Below are 22,547 nucleotides of genomic sequence, written 5' to 3'. Positions count from 1 at the left end.
GTAGTATTTAAATATCTATTTTATTGACAATATATATTATTCCCTTAAGACACATTGATTTATTATTTTATTTTTGCATCTTAATTAGTGTTTCACCGGTCATTTCAACTGGTTTCTCAAGTCCCATTACATCAAGTATTGTTGGAGCTATATCTGCTAATATTCCAGATGTTAACTCCTTTTTTCCCTTAGATATACATATAAATGGAACTTCATTCGTTGTATGTGCAGTCATAGGTTTTCCTGTAGAGTAGTCTATCATCTGTTCTGCATTTCCATGATCAGCTGTAATAAATAATACACCATCTTTCTCTAAAATCTTATCTATTACTTTTCCCATACAATTATCTACAGTTTCAACTGCCTTAATTGCAGCTTCTAAAATTCCCGTATGACCTACCATATCTGCATTTGCATAATTTAAAATTATTAAGTCATTTTTATTTTCATCTATTTTCTTTAACACTTCATCTGTAACTTCTTTAGCACTCATTTCAGGCTTTAAATCATATGTTGATACTTTAGGTGATGGTATAAGCACTCTCTCTTCATTATTATTAGGCAATTCTACTCCACCATTAAAGAAAAATGTTACGTGTGCATATTTTTCAGTTTCTGCTATTCTTAATTGATTTAATCCTTTTGATGAAATATACTCACCTAATGTATTTTTATATTTTTCTTTTGTATATGCCACACTTACATTTTCTAATGTTTTATCATATTCTGTCATTGAAACAAAACATAATCCATTTAATTTAGTTCTTTCAAAGTGTTCAAAAGTCTTGTCATTTATGGCTCTTGTAATTTCTCTTGCTCTATCTGGTCTAAAGTTAAAAAATATTATAGAATCATTACTCTTTATAGTTCCAATTGGCATATTTTCATCATCTATAACTACAGATGGAAGTACAAATTCATCTGTTTTGTTATCATGATAAGATCTATCTACTGCTTCTATTGCATTTTTTACTATTTCGCCTTCACCTTTTACCATTGCATCATAAGCAAGATTTATTCTCTCCCATCTATTATCTCTATCCATAGCATAATATCTACCCGAAACTGTAGCAATTTTACCTATACCTATTTCTTTCAAATAACATTCTAAGTCTCTTATATATTCTTTAGCTGAAGTCGGCGGTACATCTCTACCATCTAGAAAACAATGAATATATATTTTTTCAACTTTATTTTCTTTACATAATTTAATTAATGCTTTTAAATGTTCTATATGTGAATGAACTCCACCATCTGATAATAATCCCATCATGTGTATTGAAGAATTATGTTCTTTCGAATTTTTTATAGCTTTTAAAAAGGCTTCATTTTCAAAAAAAGTTCCTTCTTTTATACACTTTGTAATTCTTGTTAAATCTTGATAAACTATTCTTCCTGCACCTATATTTAAATGTCCCACTTCCGAATTCCCCATTTGACCTTCTGGAAGCCCTACACTAAGTCCTGAAGCTTTTAATGTTACACAAGAATATTTTTTTATTACTCTATCAAAATTTGGTTTTTTAGCAGCTCTTATAGCATTTCCATCTAAACCACTACTTAATCCAAACCCATCTAATATCATAAGCATTGTCGGTTTTTTAGACATCTAACCACCCTTTAACTATATTTTAATAATTAACTATTGCACTAAAATCTTCAGCTTTTAAGCTTGCACCACCTATTAAGCCTCCATCTATATGTTCTTTTGACATTTGTTCTTTTATTGTAGATGGTTTTACCGAACCACCATATTGTATTCTTAATTCTTCACTTGTATTCTTGTCATATAATTTTTCAACAATGTTTCTTATAAATCCAATAGTTTCATTAGCCTCATCAGCAGTTGCTGTTTTTCCTGTTCCTATTGCCCATATTGGTTCATAAGCTATAACTAATTTTTCAACTTGCTCTTTACTTAATCCATCTAAAGCTTTTTCAACTTGACATTCTAATTTTGCTTCTGTAGTATTTCCTTCTCTTTCACTTAAAGTTTCGCCAACACAAAGTATAGGTAAAATACCATATTCAAAAGCTTTTTTTATCTTTTTATTAACAGTCTCATCTGTTTCATTAAAATATTCTCTTCTTTCACTATGTCCTATTATTACATAATCAATATCTAATGATTTAAGCATTGGTGCAGAAACCTCTCCTGTAAACGCACCATTTTCCTCAAAATGCATATTTTGAGCCCCAACTTTTATATTAGTTCCTTTTGTTAATTCTCTAACTTTTTGTAAAGCTATAAAACTTGGACAAACTACTACATCGCAATTTGCATCTTTTACTAATGGAATTAAATCTTCCACTAATTTAGTTGCTTCACTTATATCTTTATTCATTTTCCAATTTCCTGCAATTATTGGTTTTCTCATCATATTCCTCCAACTTTACAACTAACTTAAATATTATTTTTTTACTTATCATCAAGTGATACTATACCTGGAAGTTCTATTCCTTCTAAAAACTCTAATGATGCTCCTCCACCAGTTGATATGTGAGTCATACACTCTCCTAAATTAAATATATTAACAGCGGCAGCACTATCTCCGCCACCAATTATAGTGGTGGCTTCTTTATTATCTGCCATTTTCTTTGCTATAGCTAGTGTACCATTCTTAAAGTTTTCAAATTCAAATACTCCCATTGGTCCATTCCAAACTATTGTTTTTGAATTTTTTATTACTTCTTCATATATTTCTACTGTTTTTGGTCCTATATCAAGACCCATATACCCATCTTTTATGTCTTTTCCTTCTGTTATTATTGCCTCTGAATCTTTAGAAAATTCCTTAGCTACAACATGATCCACTGGTATTAATAATTTAACATTTTTATTTTTAGCTTTTTCTATCATCTCTCTTGCATAATCCATTTTATCATCTTCAACTAATGAATTTCCAATGTTATAACCTTCAGCCTTTAAGAATGTATACGCCATTCCCCCACCTATTATTAAAGTATCAACTTTTTCTAATAAATTGTTTATAACATTAATTTTATCAGAAACTTTAGATCCTCCCAATATGGCAGTAAATGGTCTAACTGGACTTTCTACTGCATCACCTAAAAACTTAAGTTCTTTTTGTATTAAATATCCACAAACTGATTCTTTTGAATATTTAGTTATACCAACAGTAGAACAATGTGCTCTATGAGCTGTACCAAACGCATCATTTACAAATATATCACAAACTGATGCTAATTCTTTTGAGAAATTCTCTTCATTTTTAGTCTCTTCTTTTCTAAATCTAGTGTTTTCAAGAAGTGCAACTTCTCCATCTTGTAACTTATTTATTTTTTCAATTACTTCATTTGATATAACATTATTATCTTTTAAGAAGTCAACGTTTACTTCTAAAAGTTCTGATAATCTCTTACCTACTACTTTTAGTGATAACGCCTCTTTTGCTTCTCCCTTTGGTTTTCCAAGATGAGAACACAAAATAACTTTTGCACCATTTTCCATTAAATATTTAATTGTTGGCATTGCACCTAATAATCTATTTTCATCTGTTATTGCTCCATCTACAAGTGGAACATTAAAATCACATCTTACTAAAACCTTTTTTCCCTTAACATCTATATCTTCTATTGTTTTTTTATTAAACTTCACTTATATTCCCCTTTCCATATTATTCTTATAAAAATTTTACAATATATAAAATAATATTTCAATTTATTATGTGTTATTTTCTATATTATAATATTATCTATTAATTAAAATTTTATAAGAAAATATATCGCATCATATATAGTACAGTAAATTTTATACTTTACTCTTTTATTTTACCATCTTTTTAGGAAATATGATATACTATTAGGTTATTTTTTTAATATTTAGTGTAGCTTTATTGTTTGTTATAAAATTAAAATCTAGTTCTTATTAAAATTCAGAACTAGATTTTATAAAATTTATTCTTTATAATCTATCAGCTACATATTTTGTAAGATCAGCTAATCTATTTGAATAGCCCCATTCATTATCATACCATGAAACTATTTTAACCATATTATCATTTATAACCATAGTAGATAATCCATCAACTATTGATGAACGTTCATCTCCTCTATAATCTATAGATACTAATGGTTCTTCACTATATCCTAATATTCCTTTTAATTCACCTTCTGATGCCTTCTTAAATGCAGCATTTATTTCTTCTGCTGTAGCTGTTTTTGAAAGTTCACAAACTAAATCTGTTATTGATACAGTTGGTGTTGGTACTCTTACAGCCATTCCATTTAATTTACCTTTTAATTGTGGTAAAACTAATGATACTGCTTTTGCCGCTCCTGTTGTAGTTGGTATCATAGCTTCTGCTGCAGCTCTTGCTCTTCTTAGATCCTTATGTGGTGCATCTAATATTTTTTGGTCATTTGTATAAGAATGAATTGTAGTCATAAGACCTTTTACAATTCCAAATTCTCTATCTAATACTTTTGCAAATGGAGCTAAACAATTTGTTGTACAAGATGCATTAGAAATTACATTATGCTTTTCATTTTCATATTTTTCTTCATTAACACCTAAAACTATAGTTATATCTTCATTTTTTGCTGGAGCTGAAATCAATACTTTTTTAGCACCTGCCTCTATATGTGCCTTTGCTTTTTCTCCATCAGTAAATTTACCACTAGCTTCTATTACTATATCAACACCTAAAAGTCCCCAAGGTATATTTTTAGGTTCTCTTTCTGCAAAAATTCTTATTTCTTTACCATTAACAATTATAGCATTATCCTTAGCTTCTACAGTTCCCTCAAATTGGCCATATAAAGAATCAAATTTTAATAAATGTGCTAATGTATATGGATCTACTAAATCATTAATCGCTACTACCTCTATGTCATTATTATACTTTTCTACTAAAACCTTAAACGCATTTCTTCCTATTCTTCCAAATCCACTTATTCCAACTTTTATCATTATTAATTCCTCCTACCATTCATTTATTATGTTTTATTATTTACAATGATGTTTCTGTTAATATATTATATATTTCTTTAGCTGTAGCCTCATCTGTAAATAAAACCTCATTTTTTCTATCTTTGATAGCTGCGATAATTGCTCTAGCTTTTCTTTTACCTGCAGCCACCGCTATCATATGTTTAATTTTTGATATTTCATTTCCATTTATCCCTATATTAGGTAGTGAATATACTATTTTTCCATCAGCATTAAAGTAATGTCCATATGCTTCTCCAACAGCATCTTCACTTTTTATTTTCTTTATTATTTCATAATTTAATTCTCTTTTATGGGACATCCTAGTAGCATCACCAATACCATGAATAACTATAGTAGATTTTTTTATACCTTCAAATATTCTTTTAATTTCTGGTTCATTTAAAATTGCATCAACGGTCTCTTTGCTCAAGCTATCTGGAATATGTAATATTTCATATCTTCCATTAATTTTAGATGCCAATCTACCTGCTAGAGTGTTTGATTGCAATTCTATATCTGTTCCCATTCCTCCTCTTGCTGGTAAAACCATTATATCCTTGTATTCATTAGTGGCCTGAAAACTATCAACTACTTCTTTAACAGTATTACCTCCCGTTAATGAAATTATTATATTATCTTCTAATAAATTTTTTATATATTCCGAAGATATTTTAGATATTTCTCTTAATACTGATTTATCCTCTTCAACATCGCCTGGTACCATTACCATGCCTTTTATATGCAATAGATTTGCTATTTCAAGTTCTATTGATTTGAATCCTTTTATTTCTCTTATAAAAAATTTTAAATCTCTAAGCAAATCCTTTCCTTCATCTGTTATACTCATTCCTATGCTGTTTATATCTATTAAATTTTGTTCTTTCAAAAAATTTACTTCACTTCTTATTATTCTTTCACTCAAATTTAAATTATTTGATAACATTCTTCTACCAATAGGTTGATTGTAATAAATATTGCTTAAAATGTTATATCTCATATCCAAAACAGTTAAAAGTTCTGGTACTAATTTCATTTGTAATTTTAATAATTCTTTCATTTTTCTCTCCTTGGACTTTTTGTGACCCGTAGGAACATTTATGTCCCTTTATGATTTTATTATATTATAAAAAGCTATTCATGTGAATAGCTTTTTATAAATTTATTAATTTTTTTATTTTTTCAAAATTGTCTTAAACTCTTTTTCTTTGCGCTGAACTTAGTATATTTAATTCATCCCTATATTTAGCTATGGTTCTTCTTGATATTTCTATCCCTTCGTTTTTTAAAATATTACAGATTGCTGAATCTGAAAGTGGTTTCTTTTTATCTTCATTTTCTATTATACTAATTATTCTTCTTTTTATATTATATGTAGAAACTTCTCCGTCATTTCCAGTTAAGCTGTTAGTAAAAAAATCTTTTATTCTAACTACCCTACCACTAGGTATCGCTATATATTTATCTTTTATTGCTCTACTTACTGTAGATTCATGAAATTTTAGATTATCAGCTACAGTTTTTATTGTTAATGGTTTTAAATAATCTTCTCCATATAGAAAGTATTCATTTTGTATTTCTAATATATTGGATATTACAGAATACAACGTTTGTCTTCTACTTTCTATACTTTTTATAAGAAACATCGCTTTATTTACTTTTTCTTTTACATAATCAACAACTTCTTTTTCTTCACAAGTTGATATTATTTCACTATAAGTGCTATTTATATTTAATTTTGGTAATACTGAGTCATTCATTACTATTACAAATTCATCTTCTATTCTTTTTATAATAGCATCAGGTATTATATAGCTAGTCTCGTCTCCAGTAAAAAATCCTCTAGATGGTTTTGGTTCTAATGTTTTTATTATATCAACATACTTTTGTACTTTATTTAAATCTAAATTTAATTCTTTAGCTATATAAGAATATTTTGCTTTTGAAACTTCTTCAAGATATTTATCTATTATGATGTATATATTTTCATCTTCAATATTTTTTCTAATAAGTTGGATTTTTAGACACTCTCTTAAATTTCTAGCACCTATTCCTATTGGTTCCAAACTTTGAATTATTGATAATGCCTTTTCTACTACTCTTATATCACAATTATTTTTATTAGCTATATAACTTAAATCATCTTCAATATATCCACTACTATTTAAATCTTCTATTAAATAGTAACATAACTTTTTTTCTACTTTGTTAATTTCTAAATCTATTACTTGCTCTTTCAAATAATCTTTTAATGATTTTTTAGCTTCAACAAAGTTTAAAGGCGATACTTCCTCATCATTTCCCTTATATTCTTTTGAACTACTATCAGTATTGTTGTTTTTTAAAAAGTCTATAAGTTTTTTAAATTCAATATCACTTTCATTATCATCATTATTTTTAGCTTCCAATGTCACATTTTCTTCCAATTCCTTATTTATATGAGTAAGTAAATCATACGTTGACATTTGCAAAAGTTTTACCGACAGTTGCATTTCCATAGTCATAACTAATTTTTGTTCCATTGATAACTTTAAATCAAAACCCAAACTCATAATTACCACAGCCTTTTCTACATAATTTTAAGACTATAAAGTCTCGTAATTAAATTTAAACTCTATAGTCTTAATTATATCATAATTATAAATTTTTTCTATTTTACTACATATTATATAATTTAAATTAAATAATTATATTTTCTTCATTTAATATATTTATTGTATTGCATATTAAACTATACATTTCTTTTAATTCTATTCCATTTTTAATTATACCTAAAGTTCTAAAGCTTACTTCAAAATTAAACATTCCCTGATTTTTATCTATTTTGTCACACTGATTACACTGGAATATAAAATTTCTATATTTCATTAGTACATTTATTATATTTTTATCTTTTACTATTTTTTTAACAATCTCTTTTTCATTTGTCTTTATTATTAATTCATTATCAATTATTGCATTTTCTGTGCTGTATTCTTCAATATCTAATTCATTGCATTTAGAATTTAATTCATTTCTATTACATATTTTAAATTTAAAATTATTTAGACTCTTAAAATTACTTTTAATTCTTGTATATGTTATAGGAATACTCCCTGCATCCATTGTATAGTATTCTAGTATTATATCTGTACCATCATACTTCTTATTAATTTTTATTCCCCTGGAATTAATGTTTATATCTGCCCCAATTTCCTTACTTACCTTTTCCCATACTTCCTCTATACAGGGACCAGAAATACTATTGATTCTACTCATATTTTTAATTACCCCCTATTTATTTTACGTTTTTCTATTATAATGTGTTATTTTATTAATATATATTATAATTTCCCCAAAAATTATTTATTTCATAACAACATTTATAATTTTCTAAATTTTTAAAATATTTTCATTATAATTATACTATATTTTTATATATTTTAAATATTTTTTTCATAATAAACTATAGAGTGTATCTCAATAATACTACACCTCCTAAGTGATTTCAAATTCTGCCCTACTTTAAATATGTTTTTTAAATATATTTTATAAAAAATAAAGTAGACTTAAAAAGCCTACTTTATTACTTATCTTTAACTATCTAGATCCCTTTTCATATGGTTGACCAGATGCTGCTGGTCCTTGAGTTTTTCCAACAAAACCAGCTAGTGCTAACATTGTTAGTATATATGGTATTGCTGAATAGAACTCAGTTGGTAAAGACCATGTAAATCCTTGAGCAACGATTTGGAATGCTTCTCCAAATCCAAATAGTAAACATGCTCCAAGTATTCCAAATGGTTTCCAGTTACCAAATATAAGTGCAGCTAATGCAATAAATCCTCTTCCTGCAACCATATTTTCTTTATATAGTGGTGTTATACCTAATGATAATGCAGCTCCACCAAGGCCCGCTAACATTCCAGATATTATAACACATATATATCTAGTTTTATAAACATTTATTCCTAATGTATCTGCTGCTTTTGGATGCTCTCCAACAGATCTAACTCTTAATCCAAATGGTGTTTTGTAAATTACAAAGTAAGATACAAATACTAACACTATTGCTAATATAACAAACCAGTTTATCCCGCTTAAAAATGGTCCTATTACTGGTATACTTGCAACACTCTCTGGAACGTGGAATGGTAGTCCTTTAACTATATCTGTTTGACCACCTTTTCCAAACAATCTAGTTATTAAGAAACTTGCAAGTGCTGTTGAAAATAAGTTTATCGCTGTACCTGATATAACTTGATCTGCTTTTAAGTTTACACTTAAGAAAGCATGTATTAGTGCAAGAACACCTCCTGCAACCATACCTCCAAATATACCCATTACTGGGCTTCCAGTAACATGAGTTACATATACGGCAAAGAAGGCTCCCATCGTCATCATACCTTCCATACCTATATTTACTACACCTGATCTTTCTGAGAACATTCCACCAAGGGCAGCAAATAATAGAGGAGTAGCTATTCTTAACGTAGCTGTTATTAGTGATATAAAGTTAAAACTATCCATTTATTATCGCTCCTTTTTTCTTTTTCTCTTCAAAATGTTTCATAATGTAGTCTGTTGCAACAAATATAATTATTATCGCTTGTATTAAAAATATTATTTCTTTAGGTATTCCATTTAATTGAAGTGCTCTTGCACTTGTATTTAATGCACCAAACAATACTGCTGAAGCTATACATCCAACTGGATTGCTCTTAGCTAATAATGCAACTGCTATACCATCAAATCCGTAAGCTGGTACTGCCATAAAGTCTTGTACCATATAAGTAACACCTGAAACGTGTAATGCTCCACCAAGACCTGCTATAGCTCCTGAAAGTACCATTGCAAGAACTGCATTTTTCGCAACATTTATTCCACCATACTCTGCAGCATGTGGATTTATTCCAACTGCTCTGATTTCATATCCTACAGTAGTTTTCCATAATAACCAGAAAATAAATATTGCAACTATAACTGCAAATATAATTCCTATGTTTGCTGTAGAACCTTTAGAAAATCTCATAAGTTTTGCACTTTCCTGAATTATAGGAGTTCTTGCTTTTCCCGGAACTCCAAATGCAGTTTTAAGTATTACATAGTTAGATAGGAATAATGAAATATAATTAAGCATTATAGTATTTATAACTTCACTAGTTCCAAATTTAGCTTTTAATAGTCCAGGTATTCCTCCCCAAATTGTTCCTGCTATAATACCTGAAACTATCATTAATATTACATGAACTATTGGGTTTAATCCTGGAATTGTTCCAACAATTCCACCTGCTAACATACCTACAACGAACTGTCCACTTACCCCTATATTAAATAATCCTGTTTTAAATGCTATAGCATTCGCTACACCTGTGAATATAAGTGGCGTCACTTCTGATATAGTATTTAATATATTTTTTTCATTTCCAAAGCTACCTTTCCATACTGTTCCTATTAAATCAGTAAGAGCTGTAAAATACTTTGTTATAGAGTATCCTTTCGCCCACATAACAAAGAACACTGATATAAATAATGAAAGAAGTATAGCTATAAAAGGAAACGCTACGGCTTTCCAATTTATTTTAAATCCTTTTGACTGTTCAGCCATTATTTTTCAACTCCTTCCTTGTTTTCATCTAATGTTCCACCAGCCATTAATATACCTAATTTTTGCTCATCAGCATCTTTTCTATCTATGATGTCAACAATTTTTCCATCATACATAACTGCTATTCTATCTGATAAAGCTAAAATTTCATCCAACTCTAATGATACTAATAAAACGGCTTTTCCTTTATCTCTTTCTCCAACTAATCTCTTATGTATATATTCAATAGCACCAACGTCTATTCCTCTCGTAGGTTGAGCTGCAATTAATAATTCTGGATCTTTATATATCTCTCTCGCAGCAATTAGTTTCTGTTGATTTCCTCCTGACAATGCTGAAGCATTAACTGCATTATTTGGAGTTCTAACATCAAACTCTTCAATTAGTTTATCACAATGTTTTTTAATATTATTGTAATTTAAAACTATTCCTTTACAGAATGGTTTTTCTTTATGCATTCCAAGAATAGAGTTTTCAAATAGTGAGTACTTAAGTACTAACCCTCTTTTATGTCTATCCTCTGGGATATGAGCTACACCTGCTTTAATTATTTCTTTAGGTGTCTTTCCATATATATCTTTTTCATCTACTGATATTTTTCCTTCTTTGGGCTTTCTAAGTCCAGTTAAAACCTCTAATAATTCTGTTTGTCCATTTCCATCTACACCAGCAATACCGAATATCTCTCCGCCAAAGACTTCAAAGTTTATATCTTTTATAACTTCCACTTTTCTTTGATCTATAGCTGATAAATTTTCTACATGTAAAACTCTTTTTCCTATTTTACAAGGATCCTTTTCTACAACTAGATTAACTTTTCTTCCAACCATTAGTTCTGCTAGTTCATCTATGTTTGTCTCCTTAGTTTGAACTGTTCCAGTTACTTTACCTCTTCTTATAATTGTAACTCTATCACTCATTTTCATAACTTCTTTTAATTTATGAGTGATTAATATTACAGACTTTCCTTCTTTTTTCAAGTTATCTATAATATTAGCAAGTTCTTCTATTTCTTGCGGTGTTAAAACTGCTGTAGGTTCATCTAATATTAATATTTCCGCTCCCCTATATAAGGCCTTTAATATTTCAACTTTTTGTTGTTGTCCTACAGAAATATCTTCAATAACTGCATTTGGATCTATACTAAATCCATATTTTTCAGATATTGCCTCAACATCTTTTACCGCTTTTTTTAAGTCAAGTTTTATTCCTTTTTTAGGTTCTATACCAAGTATTATATTTTCTGCTACCGTAAAGTTGTTTACAAGCATAAAGTGTTGGTGAACCATTCCTATTCCTAATTTTATAGCATCATTAGGGTTTGTGATTTTTGCCAAATTTTCATTGACATATATCTCACCTTTTTCTGGTTGGTATAACCCATATAAAATATTCATAAGGGTAGTCTTACCTGCCCCATTCTCACCAAGTAAAACGTGAGTTTCTCCTTTTAAAAGTTCAAAATCCACATTATCATTGGCAATAGTTCCAGGGAAAACTTTGGTTATACCTTTCATTTCTATTACCTTTTTCATTCCGTTTCCTCCTTATACTAATAACCTACCACTTATTAGTAATTTACATCTCATACTTATTTAAGCCTACCATAATTATAATATTAAAAATAATAATTCAAAATACAATTTACTATTTATTTAGAATTTCTCACAATTAATCTAAAAAAAATTAACATTTTGATTTATTATTTTGATTTTCTTAAAACCACTTTTTTATTAAAAGAAGCTAGATGTAACTAGACACCTAGCTTCTTTAAACTTATATATTAAAACTATTTAAATTCCATTACACCTTTTCTGTCTTCTGGAACTTTAACTTCGCCTTTTACTATTTTATCTTCATATTCTTTTACTATTTTTATAACATCTTCTGGAGTGTTTTTATTTGTAGTTTCAGCTATACCAACTCCGCCTTCTTTTAAGCCAAGAACTTTATGTTCAGCTTTGAAGCTTCCATCTTTTAATTCTTTTATAGCTTCGTATGTTCCAAGGTCAACTCTTTTTATCATTGAAGATAAGATTACATCAGCATATTCTGGAACTGATAATGATTGATCCATATCAACTCCGATTGCCCATACTGCATTTCCTTTATCTTTTATTTCTTTAGCAGCTTTGAACATTCCAATTCCAACTCCACCAGCAGCATGATATATAACATCACAGCCTGAATCATATAATGATTTAGCTATTTCATATCCTTTGTTTGTATCTGAGAATGAATCAGCATATTTTACGTTTGATCCTGGTTTTGTTCCATCAGCACTTTCTAATCCTTTTGCAGCTTCTGGGTTAACTGCTTTAACACCAGCAGCAAATCCTGATTCAAATTTATTTATTGTAGGTAGGTCTTTTCCACCTATAAATCCTATTTTATTTGTTTTTGTCATTTTACCAGCTATTACTCCCATTAAGAAAGAACCTTCTTCTTCTTTGAATGTAATAGACATTACGTTATCTACTCCATCTGCTTCTTTATCTATAACTTCATCAATTATAGCAAATTTAGAATCAGTATTGTTTTTTGCAATATTAATCATTGCTTCTTTTAATTGGAATCCAATTCCGAATGTTAATTGTGAACCAGCATCAACTAAAGCTTGTAGATTTGGCTCATAATCTTCTTTCTTTTGAGATTCTATTGGTTTATATTCTACACCAAACTCTTCAACTGCTTTTTTTACTCCAGCGTCAGCTGATTGGTTAAATGATTTATCATTTAATCCACCTTCATCAGTTGCTAATCCAACCATTATTTTTTCATTGCTATCGCCTTTAGCTTCTTCTTTTTTATCTGCTCCATTGTTTGCACCATTGTTTGCAGCATTGCCACAACCAACTAAAACTGAAGCACTTAACATAGTTGCTGTTAGTATTGCTACTAATCTTTTAACTTTCATAAAACTAACCTCCTAAGATTACACTTAATTATATGTCTGAATATGAAAACATGCTAATTTTCTGCATATTTTCAATATATATAATTCTTTTATAATTCTCTTTAATATTATAATTAAAAATCATATATTTATTCAACTGTTTTTCGTTTAAAAGTTTAAATTAATAAAAAGATAGCACATATGTAAAGTTTTTTTATTATCAATTAAATTTTTAAACATACTTTTTTATAATATGACAAAAATATAATATACTCTTTGTTTTTTTATTTAGTATGTTGTACACTAAAACTCCTTTTGTAATATACTATATTTTTTTAAATTATACAAGTACTTTTTAATACACTTAAAATTCTGTTTTATATGACTTTTTAGAATTATATATATATTTGTCGTTTAATTTATTATCGCATCACTTTTATGAATATGTAAAGTTATTTTTTTAATATTTCACATTTTTTTATAATAAATTTATAATTATCATTTATGATTTTTTCTCTGATGGATTGTTTTTGTTCCCAGTTGTATAGTTTATTTTTTCTTTATAAATAACTTTATAATATTCAATTTGAATTTTTTCTTCCTATATATATATGCATTTTAAATATACATTTATGTGTATTTATCTTTTATTGTTTAACGTAAATTTTGACTGAGCAAAATGCTCAGTCAAATCTATGCTAAATATTCAGCTTTTTTCAAAACTTCTTTTGCCTTATCAAGTTCGTCTTCAGATACAAGTACTATAGGACCTGTACAGCCCATTCCACTTTCTGAATAAATGTTTTCTTTCCATAAAGCTTTACATGCATTTTCAAGTTCTAATATATCTATTCCAGCGATTGATGCAGTTACAACCTTTTTAGGTGGCATTTTAACTTCTTCTTCACTTTCTACCTTAACTGCTTTCTTAGCAGTTTTATCTATGAATTCTTGAAGTCCTTTTTCATTCGCCTTTTTAAACTCATTTCTTGCAATATCTAAAACTTTATTTTCTGCACAAGTTGCACAGTATCTTAATGCTTCTGCTATTAAAGGTGCTCCTGATGCCCTTGAAACTATATTAACAAGTTTATCATAATTTTCTCCTACACCTGGGCCATATCCTGCCCCAACTGTTTCATAGTTTCCACCAGTTGTAAATGAAGAAAATACTTTAACAAGTAAGTTTCCTGTTAAAGAATCACAAACCATAACATCTGGTGTTCCTGCTAATAAATCGTTTCCTCTCATAACAGCTCCACCATCAGCTCTTAGTGAACTTGCAAATTCAAATTCATATCCAGCTTCTTTAACTTCATTTAATATTCTTTCTACTTGTCTAGCACCATCTAAATTTAATATACCAACTTTAGGATTTTTTATTCCATTAGCTTTAGCTACTGAAATTCCTGATATTGCATTTTTAACCATTCCTTCAACTCTGTTAGTTGATGTAGTTCCTGTTGTAGTTGCTAATATCATTTCCTTACCTAATCCTGGAGTTAAAACTCTACCTATAGTAGACACTCCTATTGGAAAATCAAAGTGTTGAGTTACACAACCATCTAACTCTCCATTTTCTAGCATTTCAGTCATTTTTTTATGACCTGCTTCTGGCGAATCAACTTCCACTACTTCAAAATCTCCATCTACTTTTGTTCCTATTAAAACTATATCAAAATCACCATATTTATTTTTGCAAAGCTCCGCTGCTTTAACCATTTCTTCTACACCGTGCTCTGAACCTAATATAGTTAAGCCAATTCTTGCTCTTTTTTTGAATTGACCACTTTTTATCCCATTAGCAATATCATTAAATACTTCTGCAATCATTGCCTTAGTTGAATTTTGGCTCATATTTACACCCCTTTTCTAAAGTATAGTTCCTCCATATTAAAAGGAACTATACTTAAAAATTTAATTATTCCATATCTTTTGCTAAGAATGTAGCAAAGTCTTTCATTGCATCTGCAACCATTGATTTAACTTCGTCTTTACTGATTCCTGCATTTTCTTCTACAACACCTGTATTTTTCTCAACTAGTATAGATACACCATCAAATAGATTAGTCATTCTTCCTAAGAATAAACTTCCTTTACCTATTATCATAAAGTTATTTAATTTTCCTTCCTTTATGTGATCTATTCCATGTCCTATTACTGGCACTCCTGAAGGTATATGTCCTTGAGTTGGTGCAAATCCTGGATATCCATGTTCTTTTACGAATCCTGGTAATTCTTTTCTTTCTAATTGTCCTTTTTTAACAGCTAATGCTCCTATCATTTTATAGTTTTGTGTTGGAACATCTCCAGCTCCTGCTGGTTCTGTTATATCTGGTGTTTGCATTTCTGGTGCAAATTTATCTACATCTGTTATTTTTATTCCATTTTTAGTTAATGGATCAAGAACTAATGCTTCTAATACAGCTTGTGGTGAAGCACCATGTCCTATTGTGTGTCTTCCAATTACATCTGTTCTTAATATTGGACTAACACCATCATTTTGAGATACTAATACTGCAAATCCGCCTAAGCAATCTTCAAGTACTGGCATATCTTTTTTAACATGATCTCTACCATTCATTCCAAGTTTAGCTGTAGCTCCTCCAGCTATAACTAAAACATTTTTATATATTCCACTTTTAACAAGTGATGCTGCTGTAATTAATGAGTGTGATGGTCCTGCACAGAATCCTCTCATATCAGCTCCAGTTGCTCCTGTTAATCCAACAACTTCTCCTATTGATTTAGCTATATTTCCGCCACCTCTTTGGTTCATGTCTCCTATAGCTTCTTCTGAACATTCAATTATATATTCAATTTCTTCTACAGGTACATCTAAGTTATCAACTAAATGTAATCCTGCTAAAACACCAGAAGCCTTAACTGCTAAGTTTTCTAGCATATAGTGAGCTGATAAGTTTGGATCTATTTCGTGAGCTCTTCTTACACATCCAACTAATTTTCCATCTATATATAGACCTTCTGCTCCTACATTATTAACTAAATCTTCAATTTTAGAAATTTCATCACCAACAACTTTTTCAGCTTTGTCAGCTATTAATTTATGTTTAGTTAATTTTTCTCTTGTTTCATTTGCAAAACTTTCTTCTAATATAACTAAATCAAATACGTCACATATTTTCATAAGTCCATAGAATTCATCTTGTGGCATAACTTCTCCAAATTTACCAAATCTATTTGCATTTTCAACATTTTTTCCAAACCAAGGTCTTGGCATTTCACTTAATTCATCTGGAGTTAAGTTTCCTATATAAGTTTGGTTTGGTGCATAAGCTACAACTTCCTCATATGGTCTTAAATGATCTTTTAAAGCTTTTAAATATTCTGACCCCGGATTAGTTTGTCTTTCTGCTGTTTGAGTTGTTCCATTATGTATTACCATATCTGGAGTGTTAACTAATATATATGCTGCTTTTTTTAATACTGGAAAATTCATGATTTTAAAACCTCCCTTTATACTCAAGTGAATATAATTCACATTTTTTTACTCTTATTAATATTATCTAAATCATGATAGATAATCTAAAATATACAAGCTACTTGTTTTAAATTTTTCTTGCATATTTTACATCATCTAATAATTTAACTATTATGAAATTTTAAAATAATCAGGGAACAGATTCGTTCCCTAATTATTTTATATTATTAAAATTTTACAATTTTATTCAAATATTTTTTGTCCATCTACTGGAGTTTGTAATGCTATTAATGCTTTTTCTACTAAGTGTTTTCTTAAAGCATATTCATCTTCCTTGCTTAATGCAGGGTTTCCTAGTGGGTGAGGTATTGCTATTGTTGGTACTATTCTATTAGCTCCAACAGTTAAAGAAACTGGAGTTATTGTACACATGTGTACTACTGGTAATCCAGCTCTTTCTATTTCTTTTACTAGCGTTGCTCCGCAACGTGTACAAGTTCCTCACGTAGAAGTTAATATAACTGCATCTACACCATCAGCTATTAATTCTTTAGCTGCATATTCACCATATTTCTTAGTAGAAGCAACAGCTGTTCCATTACCTACTGTTGAATAGTAATATCTGTGTAAAGAACCTATTTTACCTTCTTTTTCCATTTCTCTTAATACATCAACTGGTATTACTCTATCTGGATCTTCATTTGCATATACTGGATCGTGTCCACCATGAGCTGTTTCATGAGTTTCACTTGTTAAATCCATTATACCTTCTATATCATATTTACCAATTTTTGATGCACTTGATGATTCAATATGATCTGGATTTCCTTTTGGAACTATACCACCAGATGTAACTATAGCAATTTTAGCTTTAGTTATATCTTTTATTGGAGGATTTGGCTCTACTCTATCAAAGTTAGGCATTTTAAATTCTGTTACAAATTCTTCACCTTTTAATTTTTTAACAAGCATATCTACTGCTCTCTTAGAACCTCTTTCAGTTGCGAAGAAATTTTTTCTTACGCCTCTTTCAATATATCCTTCTTCAGCTGGTGATCCAATCTCTTCACCTTTAGCTAATTTTATAGCTAATTTAGCCATTGATGGAAGGGCAGCTCTCATACCAACAGCACTATTTCTAGTAGATACTATATGAACATATTTTTTGTACATATCAGCACCTGGGTTTTCTATATACATCGCTGTTAAAACTGGTATATTTAAACTTTCTTTAACTGCTGTAGATACGTCACCACAAGCAACTCCATATCTACCTGCATTAAATGCTGGACCAGCTATAAACATATCTGGCTCGTATTTTTTAACCATTTCTAATATTTCTTTTTTAGCTTCTTCTGTATTTTCAGCAAAATATGAGTCACCACATATTACAGTTGCAACTATTTCTGCTCCTTCTTTTTTTAATAATCCGTTAAGACCCATTCCTGGTCCAACAAATCCTTCACGAACTTCTGGTTTATAATCAGCTTTTTCTTCTCCACCTATTCCAGCGTAAAACTGATTTATATAATGAACTACTTTTATCATGGTTTTCCCCCTTTCATTGGGCATTGACCCGTGAAATCTAAAATGTTTTCAGGGTCAAAAAACAATTTCTATTTCTTCCGTATTTTATATTTTTACTTTATATATTTTAAATTAAAGGTATTTACAGAATTGGTCTCTTACTGATTTAACTTCACTTACTATTTCATCAACATCTAAAACCATTTCCATCATTCCGCATTGTTCATCATAAACAGCATCATCAAATTCAGCTTTCATTTCTTCTTCAACAACGTGGAAAACTGATAATCCTAATTCAACTCCTGCTAAAGGACCTGCAAAAGTAGGGTCTCCAGCTGAAACAGTTTCTGCTGATAATCCTGATGCTTCAGCCTCTGCTCCACCTATTACTACTACCATATTTTCTGGTCCGAATTTTTCTGCTAAATCTTTAACTCTTTGTTGGATCTCCAGATCCATTGCACCTGCAGCTGTTCAAACAAAGCACTCTGTAGATGCAAATACTACTTCTCCTCCTGCTGATTTAACGCAAGCTTCTAAAGCTGGTCCTGGTATTCCGTCTCTATCACCGATACAAACAACTTTTTTTCCTTGTAACATAATTAATCTTCCTTTCGCTTATAGTATTTTGGTTATAGTTTTATTTATAAACCTAATTTATTTCTTTTACTTAAAAACCTTTAGCTGTTAAAGTGTTAAATCCAACTTCGCTTGTAGCTCCTGTTATAACTTGGATTTCAGCTTCTATACTTCCATCTTCTCTTAAACTTCCCATGTGTCCTCCAGCAATTATATTTGCTGCATCAACATGTCCAATTACTCTATCCATTTTAGGAAGTACTATAACTTCATTAGCATTTCCGCCTGTTACAACTGCATCTCCTTTTGGAGTTGAGTCTGCTAATGATTGAGAACATCCATCTTGTCCTGCATATTCATCAGTTACAAGTACAGTTTTTATTCCTTTTGCAGATATTTTATTACAGTTCATAACTAAGTCAGCATCTGGATTACCAAATCCTTCTTCTGAAATTATTACTGCCTCAGCTCCTAAGAATTCTACTAATTTAGCAGTCATGTTAGAAGATCTTTCTTTGTCTGCAAGATATACGTTTTCATTAGTTATTACACAACCAAGGAAGTTTATATCTTTTCCATGTCTTTCATATAAGTCTTCTATTATTGGATGATTCATGTGAACATAACTTGGATTTTTATCACAAGCTGATACACAGTTACCACTTACTACTGCTCCATCAAATACTTCTGTTGGATAAATAAATGTTGGTATTATTTTCTTAGCATCTACTCCATAAACATAAGTGTCATGTAATAGTCCTTGAGTTTGTAACATATAAACATATATTACCTTTGGTAATTCTGGATATTGTTTAACTTGTTCTAATAATGGTAATGTTTCGAATGTTTTAACTTCATCTGGTTCAACATTCATTCCAGCTTTTCCAAGGTATGTAGCTGCTTTAAATCCTATAGTTCTAACAGCTTCCTCATGTTCGTGTTGTTTTACTCCCTCTTTTGGTTCACATATAATAACTAAGTTATTAGTTTTTGAGAATGGAGTAAATTTAGCTCCCTCTCCACACATATCTACTATACCTTCTTGGAATCCTACAATTTTACCAGTTGTAACAACTGCAGCTCCTTTTAATACATGTGTTCTGCCTGATCCTACTGTATCAACTTTGTTTACGAAACCTGGGAATATACCACCATTGCCCTCAACTTTAACTCTTGGCTCAATTACGTCTTTAACAGGTATTATTCTTACACTTTCACCTGGTCTTGCAATATCAAAATCGATGCTTGCTATTTTTTCATCCCCACCGATTTCTTTTAGAAGCTCTTCTTTATTAACATAAAGAGTTCCATTTTCAACTTTTGTTTCTGGTCCGAATTGAAGATCTTTTATCATTATTTTTCCAATCTCTAGACGCAAAACATTCACCTCCTAAAAATATATAAAGTTTATTAACTTATAGTTTATTATTATTAATATAGGCAGCTTGAGCTGCCTATATTATAAGCAACACATTTAAATTTTTTTATTTATTAATTATAGTGTTTCATAGCAAACTTTTATGAAGCTTTCTACATCTGCAATATTAGATATTTTATCTGGAGTTAAAGTATCTACACATTCTCCAGCTTTGTATAATTTCATTGTTGGAAGACCTAAAACTTTTTGTGCTATTGCAAGTCTTCTTGCTCCACTTATATTTAAGCTAACGAATTTTATTTTATCGCCATATTTAGCTTCTAATTCGTGTACTGATGGCATTAATTGTTTACATATTTCACATTTGTCTCCCCAAAAATCAACAAATACAGGTTTTTCAGTTTCACCTAAAACATCACTTTCAAATACTTCCTTGTTGTCTTTTCCTATTTCTAACATTTTAATACCCTCCCAAAATGTTTCTTCATATATTTAAAATTAATTTTAATTTTACTTATTAGCAATATAGTGTTCAGCTTGAGTTGCTGCTATAGCACCATCTGAAGTTGCAGTTATAACTTGTCTTAAAGATTTTTTTCTAACATCTCCAGCCGCAAAAACACCTTCTACATTAGTTCTCATATCTTCATCAGTTATGATTTCGCCTCTATCACTTAATTTTAAGCTAGTTCCTTCAAATACTTTTGTAGTTGGGTTGTATCCAACAAATACAAAGCATCCATCTACTGCTAAATCTGATATCTCATTAGTTTTAACATTCTTAATTTTCAATCCACCTAGTATTCCATCGTTGTCTATTGCTTCCTCAACTACTGAATCCCAAAGTATATCAATTTTATCATTTGCAAATACTCTTTCTTGTACTGATTTATTTCCTCTAAATTCATCTCTTCTATGAATTACAGTAACTTTTTCAGCAAATTTAGTTAAATATATTGCTTCATCTAGTGCTGAGTCTCCACCACCTACAACAGCAACATCTAATTCTTCAAAGAAATCAGCGTCACATGTAGCACAGTAAGATACTCCTTTTCCTCTTAATTCTACTTCGTTTTTAAATCCTGCAAGTCTTGGGTTAGCACCTGTAGCTATTATAATTGTTTTTGCTTTATACTCACCATTTTTTCCAGTTAAAGTTTTAACTTCACCTTCTAATTCAACTTTAACTATTTCATCTTTAACTATTTCAGTTCCAAAGTTTTCAGCTTGTTGTTTCATTCTTGCTATTTGTGGAGCTGTTTCGTCTTGTATTGATCCTGGATAATTTTCAATTTCTGAAGTTGTAGCAGCTTGGCCTCCAAATTTAGCTCTTTCTAATAGTAATGCACTCATTTTAGCTCTTCCTGCATATAATGCTGCACCTAATCCTGCTGGGCCTCCACCTATAATAATGGTATCATAAATTTTATTTTCCATGATTTTCCCCTCCCTATTCAATTGCATGATGTATTAAATCACAATCTATTAATTGAAAATCTTTTAATATTTTATCACTCCATTTTGGAGTATTGAAATCTTTTAAAAATTTTTCTGTAGTATGTATAGAATTTTCTATTATATCTAAAGACTGTAAATCTATAGATTTATTTTTTTCTATTGAAACACATATTGTTCTATATGGAGTCTCATTAGGCTTTACACTACTCATTAATGGATGAGTTAAAAGTTTATGTCCTATATGTATTTCATCTCTCACTTTTCTTAATACATCCATAGCATTTCCGTTTTCTAAATATATAACTTCAAAGTTATTTTTAAAATGTTCATCTGACAATGGATTATTAGTTATTATATATAATGGTTCAATCACCTAATTACCTCCTAACTAAGCATAAAAAAAGCATACACAAAACTATTAATAAAACAATTTTGCCTATGCCCTGTCCTTTTACCTGAGAGTTTTACTCCTTCGGTGCTTGCGCTTTCCAGAGTTATGTCCATCTTCGATCCTTTTGCCTGAGAGTTTCAAACATACCTGGCAAGACATGTTTTTGCTTCTTCGGCTATTCTACTATAAAAAGCTTTACATTGTTCTTATGTAGAATCATCTCTCGAATATTTCATCCATACTATTTTTATTAAATTTTCTAAATCTATTGGAAATTTCAATTACAAGTTAAGTATATATTATTGTTTTTTAAATTTCTATAGTTTTTCGAATTTTTT

The 22,547-nt window shown here is 29.6% G+C and carries 19 protein-coding genes and 2 riboswitches; all 19 genes read right to left on the bottom strand.

What is annotated here, in order from left to right; translation table 11 throughout:
* Positions 1-67: 67 nt before the first annotated feature.
* On the bottom strand, positions 68-1,609 hold the full coding sequence (gene gpmI, locus AC07E4_RS06800; protein WP_478216001.1) for a 2,3-bisphosphoglycerate-independent phosphoglycerate mutase: 1,542 nt from the start codon (positions 1,607-1,609) through the stop codon (positions 68-70).
* Positions 1,610-1,631: 22 nt separating this feature from the next.
* Entirely contained in the window at positions 1,632-2,378 is a 747-nt protein-coding gene (tpiA, locus tag AC07E4_RS06795) for a triose-phosphate isomerase (RefSeq protein WP_430828855.1), read from the bottom strand.
* A 41-nt stretch (positions 2,379-2,419) separates the two neighbouring features.
* Positions 2,420-3,619, bottom strand: a complete 1,200-nt coding sequence (locus AC07E4_RS06790) for a phosphoglycerate kinase (RefSeq protein ID WP_478216000.1) — start codon at positions 3,617-3,619, stop codon at positions 2,420-2,422.
* A gap of 306 nt (positions 3,620-3,925) precedes the next feature.
* The gene (gene gap / locus AC07E4_RS06785; RefSeq protein WP_478215999.1) at positions 3,926-4,933 is read right to left on the bottom strand and encodes a type I glyceraldehyde-3-phosphate dehydrogenase; all 1,008 of its coding nucleotides are present in this window, start codon (positions 4,931-4,933) and stop codon (positions 3,926-3,928) included.
* Between the two features lie 40 nt (positions 4,934-4,973).
* A complete protein-coding gene (locus AC07E4_RS06780; RefSeq protein ID WP_034439124.1) occupies positions 4,974-6,011 on the bottom strand; it encodes a sugar-binding transcriptional regulator in 1,038 nt (345 codons plus the stop codon).
* Between the two features lie 133 nt (positions 6,012-6,144).
* The gene (rpoN, locus tag AC07E4_RS06775) at positions 6,145-7,497 is read right to left on the bottom strand and encodes an RNA polymerase factor sigma-54 (RefSeq protein WP_478216033.1); all 1,353 of its coding nucleotides are present in this window, start codon (positions 7,495-7,497) and stop codon (positions 6,145-6,147) included.
* Between the two features lie 133 nt (positions 7,498-7,630).
* Positions 7,631-8,209, bottom strand: a complete 579-nt coding sequence (locus tag AC07E4_RS06770; protein WP_034439127.1) for a hypothetical protein — start codon at positions 8,207-8,209, stop codon at positions 7,631-7,633.
* Between the two features lie 321 nt (positions 8,210-8,530).
* Complete coding sequence (locus AC07E4_RS06765) at positions 8,531-9,460, bottom strand: ABC transporter permease (RefSeq protein ID WP_478215998.1); 930 nt, start codon at positions 9,458-9,460, stop codon at positions 8,531-8,533.
* Positions 9,453-10,538 (bottom strand): ABC transporter permease, encoded by a 1,086-nt coding sequence (locus tag AC07E4_RS06760; RefSeq protein ID WP_034439173.1) that lies wholly within the window; start codon positions 10,536-10,538, stop codon positions 9,453-9,455. The genes AC07E4_RS06765 and AC07E4_RS06760 overlap by 8 nt, the downstream gene beginning before the upstream one ends.
* On the bottom strand, positions 10,538-12,073 hold the full coding sequence (locus AC07E4_RS06755) for an ABC transporter ATP-binding protein (protein WP_034439175.1): 1,536 nt from the start codon (positions 12,071-12,073) through the stop codon (positions 10,538-10,540). Before AC07E4_RS06755 ends, AC07E4_RS06760 begins: the two co-directional genes overlap by 1 nt.
* Before the next feature lie 254 nt (positions 12,074-12,327).
* Positions 12,328-13,455 (bottom strand): BMP family lipoprotein, encoded by a 1,128-nt coding sequence (locus tag AC07E4_RS06750; RefSeq protein WP_034439177.1) that lies wholly within the window; start codon positions 13,453-13,455, stop codon positions 12,328-12,330.
* Between the two features lie 672 nt (positions 13,456-14,127).
* Complete coding sequence (gene grdD, locus AC07E4_RS06745; protein ID WP_430828860.1) at positions 14,128-15,291, bottom strand: glycine/sarcosine/betaine reductase complex component C subunit alpha; 1,164 nt, start codon at positions 15,289-15,291, stop codon at positions 14,128-14,130.
* 64 nt (positions 15,292-15,355) lie between these two features.
* Positions 15,356-16,894, bottom strand: a complete 1,539-nt coding sequence (gene grdC / locus AC07E4_RS06740; protein ID WP_430828861.1) for a glycine/sarcosine/betaine reductase complex component C subunit beta — start codon at positions 16,892-16,894, stop codon at positions 15,356-15,358.
* A 225-nt stretch (positions 16,895-17,119) separates the two neighbouring features.
* Positions 17,120-18,424, bottom strand: a complete 1,305-nt coding sequence (grdB, locus tag AC07E4_RS06735; RefSeq protein ID WP_081770899.1) for a glycine reductase complex selenoprotein B — start codon at positions 18,422-18,424, stop codon at positions 17,120-17,122.
* A gap of 111 nt (positions 18,425-18,535) precedes the next feature.
* Positions 18,536-19,003: a glycine/sarcosine/betaine reductase complex selenoprotein A gene (gene grdA / locus AC07E4_RS06730; protein ID WP_081770900.1), complete on the bottom strand. Its 468-nt coding sequence runs from the start codon at positions 19,001-19,003 to the stop codon at positions 18,536-18,538.
* Between the two features lie 70 nt (positions 19,004-19,073).
* Positions 19,074-20,360 (bottom strand): glycine/sarcosine/betaine reductase component B subunit, encoded by a 1,287-nt coding sequence (locus AC07E4_RS06725; protein ID WP_034439194.1) that lies wholly within the window; start codon positions 20,358-20,360, stop codon positions 19,074-19,076.
* 117 nt (positions 20,361-20,477) lie between these two features.
* Positions 20,478-20,819 (bottom strand): thioredoxin family protein, encoded by a 342-nt coding sequence (locus AC07E4_RS06720; RefSeq protein WP_478215997.1) that lies wholly within the window; start codon positions 20,817-20,819, stop codon positions 20,478-20,480.
* Between the two features lie 51 nt (positions 20,820-20,870).
* Positions 20,871-21,797, bottom strand: coding sequence for a thioredoxin-disulfide reductase (gene trxB, locus AC07E4_RS06715; RefSeq protein ID WP_478215996.1), 927 nt, complete (start codon positions 21,795-21,797; stop codon positions 20,871-20,873).
* A gap of 13 nt (positions 21,798-21,810) precedes the next feature.
* Positions 21,811-22,191 (bottom strand): GrdX family protein, encoded by a 381-nt coding sequence (locus tag AC07E4_RS06710; protein ID WP_101541667.1) that lies wholly within the window; start codon positions 22,189-22,191, stop codon positions 21,811-21,813.
* A gap of 68 nt (positions 22,192-22,259) precedes the next feature.
* Positions 22,260-22,312: riboswitch (glycine riboswitch) on the bottom strand.
* Between the two features lie 3 nt (positions 22,313-22,315).
* Positions 22,316-22,445, bottom strand: a riboswitch (glycine riboswitch).
* Between the last annotated feature and the right edge of the window lie 102 nt (positions 22,446-22,547).

This window comes from Clostridium amazonense (assembly GCF_056431285.1).
This window is presented reverse-complemented; position numbering and strand designations above follow the sequence as displayed.